Annotated in this window: 17 protein-coding genes and 1 tRNA gene; 12 read left to right on the forward strand and 6 right to left on the reverse strand. The window is 68.8% G+C overall.

Going from position 1 to position 18128, the window contains the following annotated elements; all coding sequences use genetic code 11:
* Positions 1-11 precede the first annotated feature (11 nt).
* A complete protein-coding gene (locus ABN401_RS15230) occupies positions 12-539 on the reverse strand; it encodes a PAS domain-containing protein (protein ID WP_349685719.1) in 528 nt (175 codons plus the stop codon).
* A gap of 145 nt (positions 540-684) precedes the next feature.
* On the opposite strand from ABN401_RS15230, the gene ABN401_RS15235 reads away from it, so the two are divergent.
* Positions 685-1575 (forward strand): hypothetical protein, encoded by an 891-nt coding sequence (locus tag ABN401_RS15235; protein WP_349685720.1) that lies wholly within the window; start codon positions 685-687, stop codon positions 1573-1575.
* Positions 1576-1716: 141 nt separating this feature from the next.
* On the opposite strand, the gene ABN401_RS15240 is transcribed toward ABN401_RS15235, so the two are convergent.
* Both ABN401_RS15240 and ABN401_RS15245 read right to left on the reverse strand, forming a co-directional pair.
* Complete coding sequence (locus ABN401_RS15240; RefSeq protein WP_349685721.1) at positions 1717-4560, reverse strand: M16 family metallopeptidase; 2844 nt, start codon at positions 4558-4560, stop codon at positions 1717-1719.
* 100 nt (positions 4561-4660) lie between these two features.
* Positions 4661-5191 (reverse strand): gamma carbonic anhydrase family protein, encoded by a 531-nt coding sequence (locus ABN401_RS15245; protein WP_349685722.1) that lies wholly within the window; start codon positions 5189-5191, stop codon positions 4661-4663.
* Positions 5192-5494: 303 nt separating this feature from the next.
* Here ABN401_RS15245 and ABN401_RS15250 point away from each other — a divergent pair, with 303 nt between their 5' ends.
* Positions 5495-6271, forward strand: coding sequence for a PhoH family protein (locus tag ABN401_RS15250; protein WP_349685723.1), 777 nt, complete (start codon positions 5495-5497; stop codon positions 6269-6271).
* Positions 6272-6400: 129 nt separating this feature from the next.
* Positions 6401-7468 (forward strand): hypothetical protein, encoded by a 1068-nt coding sequence (locus ABN401_RS15255; protein WP_349685724.1) that lies wholly within the window; start codon positions 6401-6403, stop codon positions 7466-7468.
* Positions 7469-7544: 76 nt separating this feature from the next.
* Here the strand turns inward: ABN401_RS15255 and ABN401_RS15260 are convergent.
* Positions 7545-7621: transfer RNA gene (locus tag ABN401_RS15260), tRNA-Arg, on the reverse strand.
* A 222-nt stretch (positions 7622-7843) separates the two neighbouring features.
* On the opposite strand from ABN401_RS15260, the gene ABN401_RS15265 reads away from it, so the two are divergent.
* The 6 genes from ABN401_RS15265 (at position 7844) to ABN401_RS15290 (ending at position 13540) form a co-directional block, all read left to right on the forward strand.
* Positions 7844-8260, forward strand: coding sequence for an ABA4-like family protein (locus ABN401_RS15265; protein ID WP_349685725.1), 417 nt, complete (start codon positions 7844-7846; stop codon positions 8258-8260).
* A 45-nt stretch (positions 8261-8305) separates the two neighbouring features.
* Entirely contained in the window at positions 8306-9040 is a 735-nt protein-coding gene (locus ABN401_RS15270) for an SDR family NAD(P)-dependent oxidoreductase (protein ID WP_349685726.1), read from the forward strand.
* Positions 9040-9645 (forward strand): 2-hydroxychromene-2-carboxylate isomerase, encoded by a 606-nt coding sequence (locus tag ABN401_RS15275; RefSeq protein WP_349685727.1) that lies wholly within the window; start codon positions 9040-9042, stop codon positions 9643-9645. Before ABN401_RS15270 ends, ABN401_RS15275 begins: the two co-directional genes overlap by 1 nt.
* Positions 9646-9716: 71 nt before the next feature.
* Positions 9717-10709, forward strand: coding sequence for a ligand-gated ion channel (locus ABN401_RS15280; RefSeq protein WP_349685728.1), 993 nt, complete (start codon positions 9717-9719; stop codon positions 10707-10709).
* Positions 10710-10757: 48 nt separating this feature from the next.
* Positions 10758-13256: a helicase-related protein gene (locus ABN401_RS15285; RefSeq protein WP_349685729.1), complete on the forward strand. Its 2499-nt coding sequence runs from the start codon at positions 10758-10760 to the stop codon at positions 13254-13256.
* Positions 13253-13540, forward strand: coding sequence for an RNA-binding S4 domain-containing protein (locus ABN401_RS15290; protein WP_349685730.1), 288 nt, complete (start codon positions 13253-13255; stop codon positions 13538-13540). The genes ABN401_RS15285 and ABN401_RS15290 overlap by 4 nt, the downstream gene beginning before the upstream one ends.
* Before the next feature lie 6 nt (positions 13541-13546).
* Here the strand turns inward: ABN401_RS15290 and ABN401_RS15295 are convergent, their stop codons facing one another.
* Positions 13547-14179 carry a YceI family protein gene (locus ABN401_RS15295; RefSeq protein ID WP_349685731.1) on the reverse strand — a complete coding sequence of 211 codons (633 nt, stop codon included), beginning with the start codon at positions 14177-14179 and terminating at the stop codon, positions 13547-13549.
* A 172-nt stretch (positions 14180-14351) separates the two neighbouring features.
* Here ABN401_RS15295 and fdxA point away from each other — a divergent pair, with 172 nt between their 5' ends.
* From fdxA to ABN401_RS15310, 3 genes are all read left to right on the forward strand, one after another.
* Positions 14352-14693, forward strand: a complete 342-nt coding sequence (gene fdxA, locus ABN401_RS15300; RefSeq protein WP_349685732.1) for a ferredoxin FdxA — start codon at positions 14352-14354, stop codon at positions 14691-14693.
* Between the two features lie 303 nt (positions 14694-14996).
* The gene (locus tag ABN401_RS15305) at positions 14997-15548 is read left to right on the forward strand and encodes a CarD family transcriptional regulator (protein WP_349685733.1); all 552 of its coding nucleotides are present in this window, start codon (positions 14997-14999) and stop codon (positions 15546-15548) included.
* Positions 15549-15654: 106 nt separating this feature from the next.
* Complete coding sequence (locus ABN401_RS15310) at positions 15655-17310, forward strand: MFS transporter (RefSeq protein WP_349685734.1); 1656 nt, start codon at positions 15655-15657, stop codon at positions 17308-17310.
* On the opposite strand, the gene ABN401_RS15315 is transcribed toward ABN401_RS15310, so the two are convergent.
* Complete coding sequence (locus ABN401_RS15315; protein WP_349685735.1) at positions 17311-18093, reverse strand: DUF2189 domain-containing protein; 783 nt, start codon at positions 18091-18093, stop codon at positions 17311-17313.
* Positions 18094-18128 lie beyond the last annotated feature (35 nt).

Raw genomic sequence — 18128 nt, forward strand, 5'->3', positions numbered from 1 at the left:
AAGCCGAACCCTCACGCGATCCGGCGGCCGTCCAGCGACGCCAGGGTCAGGGCCGGGCGGTTGGGCACGCCCACCCCGACGGACAGCCGCGCGGTCAGCGGCCCCACGGCCTCGCGCCGCCGCTCCTGGTCCGCCACGGGCTGATACAGCCCCAGCAACCGGTCCGGCCGCCCCTCTGCGTCGCGCAGGGGGGCCACCACGATCTCCAGCACGCCCCTCAGGCGCGCCGCCTCGGCCACCATCACCACCGGCCGGGCCTCGCGCACCGTCTGGACGATGGCGGCGGCGACCAGGGGCCGGCTGTCGGGCGCCCACAGCTCCAGCCACGGCACGCTCCGCATCGATCGCCCGTGCAGGGTCTCGATCCAGGCGCCCGCCAGACGGAACGTCGCGCCCTCGGCCGTGCGGTCCGCGCTGAACAGCTGGGGCACCAGCCGGCCGAAGGTCATCGGCTCCAGCTCGGCGCGCAGGGGAACGCCCCCGGCCCTCGGCAGGGCCGCCCAGCGGTCGATCAGGCTCTGCGTGCCGGAATGAAACATGGGGCGAAACTCCGCCCCGTCCCGCGCAAGGCCCGAGCCGCCGCCCCGACGGACCTCGGCAACGGAAACGCAAGACCTTTCCTGCCAGATGTCAGGCTGTATCGGTCCGCGTGGGCCGCAAGCGACGTTTTCAGGAGCCCAGCCCATGCGGGTGCGGATCAAGATCTGGCTGCCGGCCGCCGTGGGGGCCTTCGCCTTCTTCGGCCTGGCCAACACCGGCGCGGCCCAGTGCAGCTCGGGCTGCCAGCCGCCGCCGCCGCCCTGCTGCGAGCCGCCGCCCCCGCCGCCACCGCCTCCCCCGCCGCCGCCGGACTGTTGCGAGCATCCCGGCCCGCCGGACTATCCGCCCCCGGGCGGCGACATCAACGTGAACGTCAACGTCAATGCGAACGCCAACGCCAACGCCTCGGCGGCCGCGCGCGCCGGCATCAACGCCCGCGTCGGCGGCTATGGCAATCTGCGCGGCGGCGGGGGCGGCTCGGCCTATGTCAGCGTCGAACAGCCCTATCCCACGGTCATCCAGGGCCTGACGGTCGAGGCCGGGGCCGTGGCCCAGGTCATCCGCGTGCCCTATGAGGCGCGTCGTCGCTGGGAAAAGCGCGTGGTCATCCAGGCCTTCTGCATCGACGATCGCGGCAGCCCCCACGCCGCCGCCCAGGTCATCCCCGACCGCGACATCCACGACGGCTATGAGGGCGAGCTCTATCGCTGCATCGCCGGGACCCGGCTTCAGATCACCTGGGCCGAATGGCTGGGCCAGGTCTCGTTCGACCACGGCGAGAGCTTCTATTGCCAGAAGGGCGAGGCCCTGTGGCGCGACCGCGCCGGCGGCCTGACCTGCCGGGTGCAGCGGCCCGAGCGCGACTGCAACGAACGCTCGCTGCTGCGCCGCTACGGGGCCGGCATCAAGGTCGTCACCTGGATCCGCGAGGAGGTCTACACCGAATACCGCGAGGAAACGGTCATGGCCCAGGGCGCCTCGATCACCGGCGCCTCCATCATGCTGGACGGCGGGGTCGGCGGCCGGGTGTTCTGATCGCCGTCCCGACGTGAACGCCGGACAACGCCCCGTTCAGCCTGCAAAAAGCGCGGGTCTTCTAGATTGAGACCGTCGGTCATCGCCGGCGATCCTGAGTAGACTTGGCCCCGGAGCGAAAGCCCCGGGGCCTTTTTCGATCTACTGAACGCTGGGCGCCACCACGGTGGCCCGCCAGGCCTTGGCGGGGTCGAGATAGCGTTGCGCCAGGGCCTGGATGTCGGCCGGAGTGACGGCCTCCAGATCGGCGATATGGCCCGTGATCTCGCCGACGGCCGACGGATCGGTGTCGACCTCTCCCAGCTGGGCGATCCAGTATTCGTTGCCGGCCTGCGAGCGGCGCAGGGCCTCGACCACCGGCCCCCGGGCCCGGGTCAGTTCGTCGTCGCTGACCGGCGTGTCGCGCAGGGACGCGGCGATCGCATCCATCTCGGTGAAGAAGACTGCGCGGTTCTCGGGCGTCACCTGCGCCGTCGTGAACACGGAACCATAGCCTTCATAGTCGTTCGACGCGGACGATCCCACGCTGGGCGAATAGGCGATGGCCAGTTCCTCGCGGATGCGATCCAGCACGCGCAGCTCGATGACGGCGGCCAGCAGGGTGACCTGGCGCGACTCCGTGCGGTCCCCGATGGCGTCCGTGGTGGGCCAGGCCACATAGGCCAGAGCCTGTTCGGCCGGACCGGCGTGGACCAGACGCACGGGCTCGGGCGTGCCGGCCGGGAACCTCAGCACGTCCGCTCCGGCCGCGGGCGTGGGGGCCTCGCCCCGGGCCGGCAGGGCTCCGAAGGTCGAGGCCACCGCCGCGATGGCGGCCTCCACCGTCGTGTCGCCGACCACGGTGACGTCGATCGGCCCCTGGGCCAGGCCCGCGATGACGCCGGCTTTCAGCTGATCGTTGGTCCAGCCCGCGACGTCCTCGGCGCTGGGGAAGGTCTGACGCGGATCGCCGGAGGCCAGCAGGCCCGACGACTGGATGGCGAAGGCACCGGCCGGCGTCGCCGACTGCTGGGCGATGATCTGCGGGAACAGCGCCTTGATCTGCTCGAACGGGGCGGGCCTCAGACCGGGGTCGGTCAGATAGGCCGCCAGGACCTGCATCTGCAGCCCCAGGTCGGCCGGACGGGTGGCCCCGCTCAGCCGATAGCCGTCGCCCTCCAGCGCATAGTTGGCCGAATAGATGCGGCCCGACAGGACCTGGTTCACCTGATCCAGCGTCAGCTGCCCCAGGCCACCCGCCGCGAAGGTGAAGCTCGACAGCGACTGCGGATCGGGCCGGTCCAGAGGCAGGCCCAGCTCGCCCAGACCCGTCGTGACGCTGACCAGGATCTGCTCGTCGCGGAACTCGGTCGGCTTGATGGTCAGGCGGGTGCCGTTGGGGAAGGTCACCACGGTCGCGCCGATCTCGGCGATCTCGCGGACCTCGGTCGGCTGGGCCGCCGCGCCGAAATCGGCATAGGGCCAGGCCAGCGCCGCGGTCTCGGCGCGCGCCGTGACCGGCGTCGCCTGCGAGGCCTCCAGCATGGCGGTGACCGCCGCCTCGCCGCCTTCGATGGCTTCCGGCGTGACGACCAGCGCCAGGGGACCTCCGCCCGAGAAGGTTTCGCGCACCGCCGCGTTCACGGCCTCGGGGCTCAGTCCGTCGACGGTGGCGTTGAACAGCTCGAGGTTCGTCTGTGGAGAGGCAAAGACCCGGTCGTCGTTGGTCGCGTTCAGCAGTCCGTTGACCAGGGCGGGCGTCGTGCGCGTCGCCGCCGCCGCGACGGCGTTCTCCAGGGCGGTGCGGTTGTCGGTGATCTCGCGCTGCAGCTCGGCCGGGGTCACGCCGAACTCGGCCAGACGACGCGTCTCCTGTTCGATGGTCTCCAGCGCGCGCTGCAGTCCGCCGGGATTGAAGGCCGCCGAGACGCTGCCGATGTCGAGACTGTCGGCCACGGTCTGGGCCACCCCTCCGGCCCCGATGAAGGGCGGGTTGTCGGCGCGGGCCAGTTCGCCCAGACGGCGGTTCAGGACCGCCAGACCCAGGCTTCTCAGGGTGCGCGACCGCCGCTCCGCCATCGTGTCGGGATCGAGGTCCGGCGCGCGGGTCCAGTTCAGCTGGACCGAAGACTGGATGCCGGGCTCCACCAGGATACGGGTCTCCGGCTCGCGCGGAGCCACGGTGCCCAGATCGGGCTCGGGTCCGTCGGGCGCGCGGGGCTCCCAGCTTTCGAAGGCCGACCGGATCTTGCCTTCCATGACATCGACGTCGAAGTCGCCGACCGCCAGCATGGTCGCCCGGCTGGGGCGGTAATAGGCGTCGTAGAAGGCCACGAAGCGATCGCGCGGCGCGTTGCGGATGATCTCAAGGTCGCCGATGGGGAAGCGGTCGGCGATGCGCTGACCGGGGGCCAGCAGCGCCAGCTGGGCCTTCAGCGAGCGCAGCTGCGGCGTGTTGCGGGTCCGCTCCTCGCCGACGATGACGCCGCGCTCTTCGTCGATGGCCTCGGGCGCCATCAGAGCCTCGGACACCTGTTCGCGCATGATCCGCAGCGCCGTATCGACCGTCTCGTCGTTCGTGCGCGGCAGTTCCAGTTGATAGAAGGTCTGGTCGAAGCCCGTCGCCGCGTTGGTGTCGGCCCCGAACGCCAGTCCCAGACGCTCCAGGATCCGCAGCAGCTCGTTCTCGGGAATGTTCGTCGTGCCGTTGAACGCCATATGCTCCATGAAGTGGGCGAGCCCCAGCTGGGTCTCGTCCTCCATCAGCGAGCCGGCGTCGATGCGCAGACGCAAGCTGGCCTGTCCCGGCGGGGTGGCGTTCCTCAAGATCGCATAGCGCATGCCGTTGGGCAGGGTGCCGAAGCGGACATTGCTGTCGGCGGGAATGTCGCTGGTCGCCTGGGGCCACGGATCGGACGCCGTTTCCTGCGAAAGGGCGGGCATGGCCCCGGTCAGCAGGGCCAGGCCGGAGGCGGCGGCGAGCAGCAGGCGGCGGGTCTTGATCATGATGGCTCCGGTCATGAGGCGTTGCGTGACGACCGAACGGTCCCCCCGCAGGTCGCGGATTTCTTATCGCGCCGATGGGAGGTGTAAAATGAACTTTACGTTAGGCACCGGGCGTCAGCCCCGCCGCATACCGCTTCCAGTTCTGCACATAATGCTCGGCAGAGGCCTCCAGCGCCGCGATCTGTCCGGGTTCCAGCATCCGCACCACCTTGCCGGGCTGGCCCATGACCAGCGAGCCGTCCGGGATCACCCTGCCTTCCGTGATCAGGGCGTTGGCGCCGATCAGGCAGTTCCTCCCGATCACGGCGCGGCCCAGCACCACCGCCCCGATGCCGATCAGCGTGTTGTCGCCGATGGTGCAGCTGTGCAGCATCGCCATGTGCCCGACCGTCACCTTGTCGCCGATGATCAGGGGCTCGCCCGGGTCCGAGTGCAGCACGCTGCCGTCCTGGATGTTGGTGTTCTCGCCGATCACGATGGGGTCGTTGTCGCCCCGCACCACCGCCCCGAACCAGACGCTGGCCCCGGGCTTCAGCGTCACGTCGCCGACCACCACCGCATTGGGCGCGATCCAGTATTCGCCCTCGGGTGGCAACTGCGGTTTCTTGTCCGCCAGCGAATAGACTGTCATCAAACCCTCATCTCATCTGGACCCGATTGGGCCTTTAAGCCTTCGTAAACCACGTTAGCATCAAGGTGTTGATGCGATTCGAGGGGGTCATTTCCGCCCCGGATCCGAAGCCGGATCAAGCCCGGTCCGGTCAGAGCCCAGGAGAGCGTGCGTGACGCGTTCGGGTATGCGGCGGGTCTTCCCGCTGGATGTGGGATACATCACCGACCCCGGACGGCGTGGCTTCGCCTCCTTCTCCCTCCCCACCCTCGTTCGAGGCGATGCCGTTCCGGTGTCGCCTTTTTCTTTGTCTCGGAGCCTGCCATGACCAAGCGCGCCGCCCTGAAGCGTCAATCCCGTGATGGAGGCGCCTTCGACGGCCCCGACTACGGACAGGATTCCAAGGTCCGTCGGCTCCCCACCACCAACGGCCGGAGCGGCTGGTCGCCCCACCCCTCCAACGACGACCGCGAGCAGGGCTATCTCAAGACGCTCAAGCCCAAGTCCGAGGGCCAGGCGGCGCTGCTGAACGCCGTCGATACCCACAACCTGACGCTGGCGCTGGGCCCGGCAGGCACGGGCAAGACCTATCTGGCCGTCGCCAAGGCGGTCGAGGCCCTGGAGGCCGGCAAGGTCGGCCGCATCGTGCTGAGCCGTCCGGCGGTCGAGGCGGGCGAATCGATCGGCTTTTTGCCCGGCGCCATGGAGGACAAGCTGGCCCCCTATCTGCGCCCCCTCTACGACGCCCTGTCGGACCGGCTGTCGATGAAGCGGGTCGGGGCCCTGATGGCCGAGGGCCTGATCGAGATCGCCCCCATCGGCTACATGCGCGGCCGCACCCTGAACAATGCCTTCGTCGTCGTCGACGAGGCACAGAACTGCACCTACGTCCAGCTCAAGATGCTGCTGACGCGCCTGGGCTGGCATTCGACCATGGTCGTCACCGGCGACCCCCAGCAGTCCGACCTGCTGCCGGGTGTTTCAGGTCTGGCGGACATCGCGGTGCGGCTGGAGCCGGTGCCGGAGATCGCCGTCGTCCGCCTGGCCGAACAGGACATCGTGCGGCACCCGCTGGTGGCGAGCATGATCGGGGTGCTGTGAGGGAAAAGGGGCCGGCGTTTTCGTCCACGCCGGCCTCGTTCTGACGCGACAAAGGTCCGCTTTCGACCGATTTCGGACATTAGCCTTCGTGCCTCATCTGCGCTCGCAACCACCCTAGGCGGCGACTCAATGCTCACCACCATGCGTCTGACGTTCATGTCTGAGGACGTCAAAGAGGCGATGGATCAGACAGTGGACGCGTTCGGGGTTTCGCTTGCTCACCTCGCCGAGCATGAGCCTCGTTTCGAGAAGATCAGCGAACTGGCGTTTTGCTTCGGCGTTGCGCATCCGGTCCTGCAGCCGCCAGGCAAAGGTGGAGCGAGCTATTCGCGTGATAGCGGCATCCTTTTTACCCAAGCCTATCTCGATCATGACGCGTGGATCGGTGACAGATGGGGTGATCGTGTGCGTGCGGTAGCCGAAGCGGCTGAAGTGGCTCTCTCTTCCGTTCACAAGACGCGGTTGACGTCTGAGGAGCGGTCGACACTGTTACGACTGATCGAGAACGTAGCGGAACGGCTGGCCGCGTCTCCACCCGGGCACCGGCTTTCTCTCAAGCCCGTCTACGCGAGTGAAGACAAGTTTGGACAGAAGTTATCCATCGGGTTCCAGCCGCCAGGAGCCTTTGCGTCCGTCGTGGCAAACCAACGGACTGTCGAGCTTCAGCCAGAGGAAATTCACGCCTATCTCAAGCGGCACGATGATGCCGTGCCAGCCACTCAGATGGTTAAGCTCTACAAGCGCCACGATGGATGGTTGCTGTATCGCGAAGCCTGGATCGACGGCGAAAATGTCGTCGAGCACGTCGGGGTCTACGGGGAGCTGGGCTTAACCTCGCAACATGCGGCGTCAGGGGCGGTCCGGCAGCGAGAGGTGATCAACGCCATAGCTGCCGAGGCAAAGGCTGACGGCTTCAACGCTGTTCCGGAAGCTCGGCTCGTTGGGCTTTTGGTCAGCAAAGAAATCCCTGGAGCGGGAACGAAGAACGATCTTCGTCGGCGGCACGCGTTGGAGGACTTTCTCAACGAGGTGACAGGGTGGCGCGGCCTTGGCCATTGCGACGGAGGATCGATCGGTTCCGGGTCGATGGAGGCTTTCTGTCTGGTGGTTGACTACAAGATCGCTGCCGAAGTCATCGAGCGCGAACTGGCATCGTCGCAGTTCAACGATTTCATCGTGAGACGAGTGAGCCGGTAGCAAGGCCGAGCGTCCGATGTCCACCAATAGCAGACTCCGCTTCTAGCGAAGCGATCAGACGTTCAACGAGACGGACTGGCGACCCCGGCAGGACTCCAACCTGCGACCTCGGCTTTAGGAAAGCCTTGCTCTATGCGGCTGAGCTACGGGGCCGTCGAGGGCTCCCCTAGCGGCTCGCGCGGCCTGCGAAAAGCCGCCGCGCGAAATCATCGCTGTCGCCACCTTCGTCGTTGTGGTTAATCCGGCTTAAGATACAATATCTTGGGGTGAACAGATCGCGAATCGGGCCGTGTCGGTGATTCGGTCCTGATTCGTTTCGGCCCTGTTCCGCCGGTCGCCTCGCTCGCGTTAAGCCCTGTCCCCGGAGCCACCGCCATGAGCCTCGAGACACAGTTCAGCCTCGCCAACGCCGTCGCTCTCGTCGGCTGGATCATCCTGGCCTTGGCGCCGCTGCGCCGCCCTCTGGCCATCGCGGCGGCCCGGACCATCGGTGTGGCCCTGGCCGTGGCCTATTCGGCGCTTCTGATCCGCGCGGTCACCGGCGGCGGGTTCGAGGGCGACCTGACCACGCTCGCCGGCCTGACAGAGGGCTTCAGCCGACCGGAGGCCGTGCTGGTCGGCTGGGTCCACTATCTCGCCTTCGACCTGTGGGTCGGGGCCTGGGCGGTCGAGGACGCGGGCCGGCGCGGCCTGCCGCACTGGGCGGTCCTGCCCTGCCTGTTCTTCATCCTGATGGCCGGGCCCTTCGGCCTGCTGCTCTATCTCGCGGCGCGGACGGCCCTGCGTCGTTGACGCCTTAGTTTTCATATGAAACGGTCTCTTCCCAAGGAGAGATCGATGTCGGCCACCCCCACCTGCCTGATCGTCGGTGCCGGAGACGGCGTCGGTTCGGCCATCGCCCGGGCCTTCGCGGCCGAGGGCCTGACGGTGTGCATGACCCGCCGGGCCCGCAACCTGGATCAGCTGGAGGCCGTCGCCGCCGCCATCCGCTCCACCGGTGGCACCGCCCACGCCTTCGGCGTCGACGCCCGGGTCGAGGCCGAGATGGTCGGCCTGGTCGACAGAATCGAGGCCGAGATCGGCCCGCTTCAGGTCGTGGTCTTCAACATCGGGGCCAACGTCCGCTTTTCCGTGATCGACACCACCGCCCAGGTCTATTCCAAGGTCTGGGAGATGGCGGCGCTCGCCGGTTTCTTCACGGGGCGAGAGGCCGCCCGTGTCATGGCTCCGCGCGGACGCGGCACCATCCTGTTCACCGGGGCCACAGCCTCGACGCGCGGCGGCGCGGGCTTCTCGGCCTTCGCCGGGGCCAAGGCGGCGCTTCGACAGTTGGCCCAGAGCCTGGCCCGCGAGATGGGGCCACAGGGCATCCACGTCGCCCACGTCGTGGTGGACGGCATGATCGACGGCACCTTCGCCCGCGCCATCGCCCCCGACATCCAGGCCCTGCTGGACGCCGACGCCATCCTCAAGCCCGACGAGATCGCGAAGAACTACGTCTGGCTCCACAATCAGCAACGCAGCGCCTGGACCTTTGAACTGGACCTGCGCCCCTGGAAGGAAACCTGGTAGTGGCCAAGACGATCGACTTCATCTTCGATTTCGCCAGCCTGAACGCCTATCTGGCCTACCGGACCCTGCCGGCGGTGGCCCAGCGAACGGGCACGACGATCACCCTGATCCCGGTCCTTCTGGGCGGCGTCTTCAAGGCGACCGGCAACCAGGCCCCCTTCACCGCCTTCGGCGGCATCAAGGGCAAGCTGGACTACGAGATGCTGGAGATCCGCCGCTTCATCGCCGCCCACGGCCTGGCCGAGTTCCAGATGAACCCGCATTTCCCGGTCAACAGCCTGACCGCCATGCGCGGCCTTTGCGCCTGCGCGCCGGGCCCCGAGTTCGACGCCTATGTCACCGCCGTCGCCGCGGGCTTCTGGGAGCGCGGCCTGCAGATGGGCGACCCAGCCGTCCTGGCGTCCGTCATCACCGAGGCGGGCCTCGACGCCGAGCGCCTGCTGACCCTGGCCCAGACCGACGCCGTCAAGGCCCGCCTGGCCGACAACACGGCGGCGGCGGTCGCGCGCGGGGCCTTCGGCTCGCCCACCTTCTACGTCGAGGGCGAGATGTTCTTCGGCAAGGAACGCCTCGGTCAGATCGAGGCGATGCTGACGGCCCACTGACCGCGACCCCGGGCGGCGCTTGCGCATCCGCTTCGGACGCGGAACAGTCCCGCTTCGTCTTCGGGGGATGCATGCGGTTCTGGGCGATCATCCTGTGCGCCGGGCTGATGGGGCTCGCGGCCCCCGCCGCCGCGCGCCAGACCGCCGCCGATCCGCGCCCGGTCCAGAGCGTCTGCTCGATGGGGGTCTATCTGGGCGACCTCTACGACATCGACACCCGGGCGGGGCGCTTCGGCGCGGACGTCTGGGCGTGGAGCGTCTGCACCGGCGATCGCAACGCGCTCCAGACCGCCGAATGGCTGAACGCCCATGAGCAGGTCCAGTCCCTGGAATACGCCGACCCGACACCGTTCGGTCTGTGGTCCCAACGCAAGGTCGCCGGCGTCTATCGCCAGTCCCTCGACGTCCGCAACTATCCCTTCGACCGCCACACCCTGCGTATGATCGTGGAAGACACGGCCGACGACGCCACCACCCTGCAGTATGTGGCCGACGACCGCCGCTCGTCGGTCTCGCGCACCCTGGCGGTCGACGGCTGGCGCGTCACCGGTTTCGCCGTCCAGGCGCGTGAGGAGGTCTATACGACCGCCTTCGGCGACCCCAGCCTGCCCGATGATGTCACCACCATCTATCCGCATCTGGAGATCGTGATCGACATCGAACGGGCGGACCTGTGGACCTTCTGGAAGCTGGTCGCGCCACTCTACATCGCTTCCATGCTGACCCTGCTGACCTTCCTGATGCACGACGAGGAGGGGCTCTACCTCAGTCCGCGCCTGGGCCTGCTGGCGGGGGTGCTGTTCGCCATCGTCCTGAACATGCGCTCGGTCGAGGACGTGGTCGGCGAGACGGGCGGGCTGGGACTGATGGACAACATCCACCTGCTGGCCCTGTTCTTCGCCGTTCTGGCCATCGCGGCGGCGGCGGCCTGGACGATCCTGACGCGCAACGGCTGGGGCTCGGCGCGGGTGCGGCGCTGGGACAAGCGGTTCTTCCTGTCCGGCTCGATCGTCTATCTGGTCCTGAACGCCGTCCTGATCGGCGCGGCCGTCCAGGCGGGCTGATCCGCCACGCTTGCCGCCCCCCCGGCGAATCGCCACCTTGGTCGCATCATGAGCGACCGTTCCGCAGGCCAGGCCCCCTCCCGCGTCGTGGCGGTCCTGGGGCCGACCAACACCGGCAAGACCCATCTGGCGGTCGAACGGATGCTGGGTCATGCCTCGGGCATGATCGGCCTGCCGCTGCGCCTGCTGGCGCGCGAGGTCTATGAGCGGATCGTGCGCGCCCGGGGCCAGGCCTCGGTCGCCCTGATCACCGGCGAGGAGAAGATCATCCCGCCCCGGCCGGTCTATTTCGTCTGCACGGTCGAGGCCATGCCGATGGAGCGCGAGGTCGAGTTCCTGGCCGTCGATGAAATCCAGCTGGCCGCCGACCCCGAGCGCGGCCATGTCTTCACCAGCCGCCTGCTGCACGCGCGCGGCCGGTTCGAGACCATGTTCCTGGGGGCCTCCACCCTGGCCCCCCTGATCCGCCGCCTGATCCCCGATGTGGAGATCGTGTCGCGCGAACGCCTGTCCAGCCTGACCTACGCCGGGTCGAAAAAGCTGACCCGCCTGCCCCGCCGCAGCGCCATCGTCGCCTTCTCGACCGAGCAGGTCTACGCCATCGCCGAGCTGATCCGGCGCCAGAGGGGCGGGGCGGCCGTGGTCATGGGCAGCCTCAGTCCCCGGACCCGCAACGCCCAGGTGGCCCTGTTCCAGTCCGGCGAGGTCGACTTCCTGGTCGCCACCGACGCCATCGGCATGGGGCTGAACATGGACGTCGACCATGTCGCCTTCGCCGGCCTGAGGAAGTTCGACGGCCGCCGCACCCGCTGGCTCCACGCCCACGAGATCGCCCAGATCGCCGGCCGCGCCGGCCGCCACATCCGCGACGGCACCTTCGGGGTGACGGGCGAGGCCGAGGAGTTGGACGAGGACCTCGTCGAACAGGTCGTGGACCACCGCTTCGATCCGGTTCAGGCCATCGAGTGGCGCAACGCCCGGCTGGATTTCGACACCCTGCCCGACCTCCTGCGCTCCCTGGTCCAGACGCCCGCCAGTCTTCAAGGAGGAGGGCCCGGCCTGAAGCTGACCGGCCAGGCGCTGGACGAGACCCTGCTGCGCCGCGCCCTGCAGGACGGGGAGGTCAAGCGCATCGGCCGCTCGCGCGGGACCATCATGCGCCTGTGGGAGGCCTGCCAGCTGCCGGACTTCCAGAAGACGACGCTGGACGAGCACGCCCGCCTGTCGCGCGACGTCTTCATGGCCCTGACCGGCAAGCGCGGTCGCCTGACCGACGACTGGTTCGCGCCCCGCTTCGCCGAGGTCGATCGCGACGACGGCCAGATCGACCAGCTGTCGGCGCGGCTCGCGGGGGTGCGCACCCTGTCCTACATCGCCAACCGCCCCGACTGGGTCGCTGACGCCAAGGGCTGGCGCGAGCGGACCCGGGCCCTCGAAGACCGCCTCTCCGACGTGCTGCATGAACGGCTGACGGCCCGCTTCGTGGACCGCAAGACCACCGCCCTGATACGCTCCCTGCACGACCGCGAGGCGAGCCTGGCCGAGGTCGCGGGCGACGGCGTCGTCACCGTGGACGGCGAGGCCGTGGGCCATCTGGAGGGCGTCCGCTTCGCCCCGTCGTCCGGAGGCTCGGCACTGGCCGACCGAACGCTGAAGACCGCGGCGCTCCGCGCCGTCGGGCCAGAGATCGCGCGCCGCCTCGGCCGCCTCGCCGCCGACGCCGACACGGCCTTCACCGTGTCGCCGGACGGCGACGTTCTCTGGCAGGGCGCGCTCGCGGCCCGGATCATCGGCGGCGATCCCTTCAGCCCCCGCATCCGCCTGATCGGCGACCTCGGCCCCCAGGCCGCCCGCGACCGCGCCCAGCGCCGGATCGAGGCCTTCCTGTCCTCCGAGGCCGGCCGGGCGCTGCGCGATTTGCGTCGCCTCAAGACCGCCATCGAGACCGGCACCCTGACCGGCCTGCCGCGCGGCCTCGCCTTCCGCCTGGTCGAGGCCGGCGGCGTCATCGACCGCCGCGAGGTTGAACGCGATCTCGCCGCCCTCAGTCACGCCGAGCGCCGCACGCTCAAGACCTTCGCCGTCCGCGTCGGGGTCCACTCCGTCTGGCTGCCCGGCGTGCTCAAGCCCCGCGGTCGTGCCCTGGCCCAGGCCTTCGTCGCCGATGAGCCCTTCCACCCCCGCGCCGAGGGCCTGACGGTCATCCCCGACCCGCCGCCCAGCCCCCGCGCCCTGTCTGCCCATGGCCTGCGCGCCATCGGCCGCGTCGCCGCGCCCGTCGAAACCCTCGAACGCCTCGCCGAACACAGGCGCACCGCGCGCACGGCCGACCTGCCCGACGCCGCCCTCGCCGACCTCGGCTGGACCACCGCCGAGGCCAGGGCCATCCTCGGCGCGCTTCGGGTGCCCCGCGCCAAACAGCCCGACCGCTCCGACCGTCCGGTCGCGCCTCCGAAGGATTCGCCCTTCGCCGCCCTCGCCGCACTGACCGCGCCGCCCGCTTCGGTCAGGCGGAAGAGGCCGCGCCGGAAGGCCCGCTCCGTTTGAGCGAGGCCTGCCGCATCGACGTCTGGCTGTGGCGCGCCCGTTTCGCCAAGACGCGCGGTCTCGCCGCCGCCCTGGTCGAGCGGGGCGCCGTCCGGCTGACGCACAACGGGGCCCAGGTGCGCCTCGACAAGCCCAGCCGATCGGTCCACGTCGGCGACGGCCTGGTGTTCGCCCTGTCGGGCCGCGTCATAGAGCTGACGGTCGAGGGGCTGGGGGACCGGCGTGGCCCCCCGGCCGAGGCGCGGGCCCTCTATCGCCTGTCCGGCGACGAAGGGCGCGCCTGAAGTCCCTCACACGACGATGTTGAACTCGCCCTCGATGTGCAGTTCGACCTCGTCGGAGATCGCCGGCAAGGCGTAGTCGATGCCGAACTCCGACCGCTTGATCGTCGCCTCGCCGTCGAACCCGGTCTTGTAGGCGCCCATGGCGGTGCCGGCCTGGTTGAACTCGACCTCGATCGTCACCGGGCGCGTGACGCCGCGCAGCGTCAGGTCGCCGACCACAGTGGCCTCGTTGGGATCATCGGCGTCGACCGTCACCGAGCGCGACACGAACGTCGCCGTCGGATGGTTGGCCGTGTCGAAGAAGTCCGCCGTCTGCAGATGCGCCTTCAGCCGGTCGTCGTTTGGCGCGACGTCGGTCAGGGGGATGGTCGCCGTCAGGGTGCTGGCCGACGGATTGGCCGGGTCCAGCGTCAGCTGCGCCTGCACATTCACGAACTGGCCGTAGTAGGTCGAGAAGCCCAGATGATCGACCGACCAGGTGATCTTGCCGTGGCTGGAATCGAGAGCGTAGTCGCCGGCGCGCACCTCTGCCGGGTTCTGCGTCAGGGCGGCCTGGGCCACCACGGCCCCGCCGGTCAGGGTCACGGCGGCGGCGACGACGAGCGCCAGGCGGCTGGGGCGGAACTTGGATACGGTCATGGGTCTCTCCGGTCGGCGGGATGGATCGACCGCGCCAATCCGCAGCCGTGTCGGTAACAGTTGGGACGGGATCGTCGTTCCGCAAGGCGCCGCGACCTCGCATCGGTTGACAGTCCGCCCGCGCCCGGCCATCTCCGGAACCGCTGAGCCTCAAGGACCGACCCGCCCGCCCATGACCTACATCGTCACCGACGCCTGCGTGAAATGTAAGTTCATGGACTGCGTGGAGGTCTGCCCCGTGGACTGCTTCTACGAGGGCGAGAACTTCCTGGCCATCGCGCCCGACGAATGCATCGACTGCGGCGTGTGCGAGCCCGAATGCCCCGTCGACGCCATCAAGCCCGACACCGAGGACGAGCCGGACGGCAAGTGGCTGCAGATCAACGCCCAGTACGCCCGCGTCTGGCCCAACATCACCGTCAAGGGCACGCCCCCCGCCGACCGCGAGCAGTTCGAGCGCGAGAATGGCAAGTTCGAGAAATACTTCTCGCCGGAGCCCGGCAAGGGCTCCTAGGATCCGTCTGGTTCCGGTTCGGGAATCCGACGGACGGCGCCGCATCCGCACGCGACGTTTTGAAATTCCGCATTTTTGTGATAGGTTGCTGACATTGGGTCGGGCGGTCTGCGTTTTCTGCGCGCCGCCCGCGTTTGCGACAGAATCCCGCCCATGAAGGCGGGATCGGCCAGAGGTTGGGTGATCCGTTTCCGCGACTGACGACTGATTTCACGCATCGGCGAACCCCTCGTCGCCGGGCCTGAGAGCAATTGCCGTCGCGCCTTCGCGTCTCTCCGTCCCTGCGTCCGGGAAAGGAATGACATGACGAACAAGACCGGTCTGGAGTTCAAGGTTGGCGACGCCGTCGTCTATCCGGCGCACGGCGTCGGCAAGGTCGCGGCCATCGAGACCCAGGAAGTCGCGGGCATGTCTCTGGAGGTCTACGTCGTGACCTTCGACCACGAGAAGATGACCCTGCGTGTCCCCACCAGGAAGGCCAAGACCGCCGGCCTGCGCACCCTGGCGGCCGAGGACACCGTGTCCAAGGCCCTGACGGTGCTCAAGGGTCGCGCCCGCATCAAGCGCACCATGTGGTCGCGTCGCGCCCAGGAGTACGAGGCCAAGATCAACTCTGGCGACCTGATCTCGATCGCCGAAGTGGTCCGCGACCTGCACCGCGCCGAGACCCAGCCGGAACAGTCCTACTCGGAGCGCCAGCTTTATGAATCGGCGCTGGACCGCATGGCCCGCGAGGTCGCCGCCGCCAACCGCATCGACAAGGACGCGGCCGTCGCCCTGCTCGGCAAGTCCCTCAGCGCCAAGAAGGCCAACCAGCCCGTGGCCGAGGAAACCGAAGAAGCCGAAGCCGCCTGATCCAGGCGGCATCGCCGAAACGAAAGAAGGCCCGGTGGAAACACCGGGCCTTTTCTCTTTGCGTCCCCGCGTGCGATCGTTCGGCGACCCGCGCGGAGACGACATCTTGGACGCTGACCTGAGCCAGGCCCCCGGCCTGAAGCGCGACGACCGGCTGGTGATCCTGGCGTCGTCGGTGGGCACGGTGATCGAGTGGTACGACTTCTATCTGTACGGCTCGCTGGCGGCGATCATCACGGCCCAGTTCTTCTCGGGCGTGAACGAGACCACCGGCTACATCTTCGCCCTGATGGCGTTTGCCGCCGGCTTCGCGGTCCGGCCGTTCGGCGCGGTGTTCTTCGGGCGGCTGGGCGACCTGTGGGGCAGGAAGAACACCTTTCTGGTGACCATGCTGCTGATGGGGCTGTCGACCTTCGTGGTCGGCCTGTTGCCCTCCTATGCCGCCATCGGCGTGGCGGCGCCGGTCATCCTGATCGCCATGCGGTTGGTCCAGGGGCTGGCGCTGGGCGGCGAATACGGGGGCGCGGCCACCTATGTCGCCGAACACGCCCCGCCCGGCAAACGCGGCTTCTACACCAGCTTCATCCAGATCACGGCGACGGCGGGCCTGCTGCTCAGCCTGGTGGTCATCCTGGGCGTGCGTCTGGCGGTGGGCGAGGCGGCCTTCCTGGACTGGGGCTGGCGCATCCCCTTCCTGGTGTCGATCCTGCTGCTCGGCGTGTCCCTGTGGATCCGGCTGAGGCTGGCCGAGAGCCCGGCCTTCGCCCGCATGAAGGCCGAAGGCAAGGGATCGCCCACCCCGCTGAAAGACAGCTTCGGCCGATGGCCGAATCTGAAACTGGTGCTGATCGCCCTGGTCGGGCTGACCGCCGGCCAGGCGGTGGTCTGGTATACGGGCCAGTTCTACGCCCTGTTCTTCCTGGAGAAGGTGCTGCGGGTCGACGCGGCCCTGGCCAACATCCTGATCGCGGTCGCTTTGCTGCTGGCCACCCCCTTCTTCGTCTTCTGGGGCTGGCTGTCGGACAAGGTGGGGCGAAAGCCGATCATCCTGGCCGGGTGCCTGCTGGCCGCCGCCACCTATTTCCCGCTGTTCTCGGCCCTGACCGAGGCGGCCAACCCCCGGCTGGCGGCGGCGACCGCCTCCTCGCCCGTGACCGTGGTCGCCGACCCGGCCGACTGCTCGGTCCAGTTCGATCCGGTGGGCAAGACGGTGTTCGACAGCTCCTGCGACCTGGCCAAGGGCTTCCTGGCCAAGGCGGGCGTCAGCTACGCGAACGAGGCCGCCCCGGCGGGCACGTTGGCCCAGGTGCGGATCGGGGACACGACGGTCGCCGGCGTCGACGGCACCGCTCTCGCCCGCCCGGCCTTCGCCGAGGCCAAGGCCGGTTTCGAGGCCACGCTCGGCACCGCCCTGGCCACGGCGGGATACCCGCCCAAGGCCGAGGCCACCCTGGTCAACCGGCCCATGGTCGTGGCGATCCTGTTCGTGCTCGTCTTCTATGTGACCATGGTCTACGGGCCGATCGCGGCGGCCCTGGTGGAGATGTTCCCGACCAACATCCGCTACACCTCCATGTCCCTGCCCTATCACATCGGCAACGGCTGGTTCGGCGGCTTTCTGCCCACCACGGCCTTCGCCATCGTGGCGGCGACCGGCAACATCTATGCCGGGCTCTGGTATCCGGTGGTGGTGGCCCTGGCGACGGTGGTGCTGGGCTATCTGCTCGTCACCGAGCGGAAGGACGTGGACCTGTCGGCCTGATCACCGCTCGACCAGCCGCGTGTACAGATGCCAGGTGGCGTATCCCAGCACCGGCAGGACCACCGCCAGGCCGATGAACAGCGGCAGGGAGCCGAGCACCAGCAGGACCGCGACCCTTAGCCCCCACGACGCCACCGTCGGGATGTTGGCCGAAACCGCCCGCACCGAGGTGCCGACCGCGGTGCCCGCGTCCACCGGCTTGTCGACCACCATCGGGAAGGACACCAGCGTCAGGAACACGGTCAGCACGGCGAACACCGCCCCGACCGCGTTTCCGATCACCACCATGGCCAGGCCTTCGGGCGTGGAGAACAACTGCTGAAACCCGCCCGCGACCGTCATGGGCGCGACCCTGCCCAGCGTCAGCTCGTAGACGATCCAGGCCGCCGCGATCCACACGGTGAAGAACACCAGCGACATCAGGGTCAACATCACGAGGGGCGTGCGGCTGCGCCCGTTCAGCGGGTCGAAGAAATGCGTCCAGCTGGAGCTGATCCCCAGGTCCCGACGCCGCGCGATCTCATAGAAGCCGGCCGCCACGGCGGGTCCCATGACCGTCAGTCCGGCCACCAGCGGAAAGAACACCGGCAGCAGCCGGTCGTTCAGCGCGATCGCCGCCGCCAGCAGGCCCAGCACCGGATACAGCACCGCCAGCACCAGGATGTCGCCGCGCTTGGCGTTGAAGTCCTTCCACCCTTCCGACAGGGCCCAGTCGAGGTCCGCGCCGGAGATGCGGCGGACGGCGGGCGCGGAGGGGCGCGGGTCGACGGGAATGCTGGACATGAAGGGCTCCGGGAGGACGGTGGACAGCGGGTCGG

Origin of the sequence: Brevundimonas aurifodinae (assembly GCF_040195595.1) — a bacterium.
GTDB classification, from domain to species: Bacteria; Pseudomonadota; Alphaproteobacteria; order Caulobacterales; family Caulobacteraceae; genus Brevundimonas; species Brevundimonas aurifodinae.